The organism is Psychrobacter sp. HII-4 (assembly GCF_904846595.1).
GTDB lineage: Bacteria > Pseudomonadota > Gammaproteobacteria > Pseudomonadales > Moraxellaceae > Psychrobacter > Psychrobacter celer.
Genome location: NZ_CAJHBJ010000096.1, coordinates 1 through 1,192 on the forward strand (window position 1 = coordinate 1; position 1,192 = coordinate 1,192).

3 pseudogenes are annotated in these 1,192 nt (G+C 39.3%); all 3 read right to left on the bottom strand.

Annotated features, from left to right (window positions below):
- Positions 1-165: 165 nt before the first annotated feature.
- Positions 166-714: pseudogene (locus JMX98_RS13875) on the bottom strand (IS1595-like element ISPssp3 family transposase); the annotation flags it as partial.
- A gap of 4 nt (positions 715-718) precedes the next feature.
- Positions 719-982, bottom strand: a pseudogene (locus JMX98_RS13880) (transposase); the annotation flags it as partial.
- Positions 983-1,037: 55 nt separating this feature from the next.
- A pseudogene (locus tag JMX98_RS13885) lies at positions 1,038-1,192 on the bottom strand (IS3 family transposase); the annotation flags it as partial.

Genomic DNA, 1,192 nt, shown 5'->3' on the forward strand with positions numbered 1-1,192 from the left:
CTTTGATGTCATCAAAGCTTTTCATGCTGCTAGCCATTTGCTGGGCAAGTTTTTTAAGGTCGGTTTGCTTAGTCATTGCTTATTCTCCGGTTAGTGGATTATAAGCAGTTACACAAAGTTTGGGAAAGGCTCTTTATGATAAAAACTAGGGGCTGTCCTAGATAACTAATTCAAACCCTGTTTAACCCATTGTTTTAATTGTAGTAATTGCGACTTTGGGTCACTGTGATTAAAACGCCACTCACATTCCTTTAAATAGAGGTGAAAATGCTCTTTTGGAACCCCGTTAAACTTGCGTAGATGCCGTTTAGCTTGGTTCCAAAAGTTCTCTATACCATTAATGTGATTCTTATCATTAACAAAGGTTTTAGAGTGGTTGATACGATAATGAGTAAACTCACTGACATCTAATGCGTTATAGCTTTTAAATGAGTCAGTATAAACAATGCTATCAGGCTTCACTTTTTCTCTTATGATGGGGATCAAAGTATCTGCTTTAGCATTGGGTATAATACAAGCGTAAACCTTGCCATTACGCTTTAATAGGCCAAACACGGGCACTTTGCTACCAGCACCTCGCCCTCGCTTGCCTTTACGAGTGCCACCAAAGTATGACTCGTCTACTTCGATTTCGCCTTCAAATAAACCAGGGTCTTGACTATTCTCGTAAATAAGCACTCGTAGCCTATGAAAGTAATAACTGGCTGTGGTTTTATAGTTAAATCTTTATAAAATCGATACAGCCCATATCATGAAACAGTTTAGGTAAATTATTCTCCATCCACCCTCGGCGCAGAAACTTAGCCTGTGCCCACTTTTTCTCGATAGGGTTTAGATCAGGGCTGTACGGCGGCAGCCAAAGAATACGATGGCCATGTCTGTTTAATAGTTTTTGAATGCGTTTATTTTTATGAAACCGAGCGTTATCCATGACAATCACGCACTTGGTTTTAAGACTTGGAATAAGTGTGAACTTACACCAGTCATAAAATGACCCCTGCCGTCAAATCCGTATAACTAAACTTGGGAGATTTTAATTACGCAGCCTGACGATAATAGTCAAACCACACCTGTCTTGGCGATTTATAGCCCAAACCCTTTTGAATTCTAGTCTGATTGTAGTACAGCTCGATGTATCTAATAATATCGTTGATCGCTGCAAATCTAGTCTTATAATCCTGATGATATACCA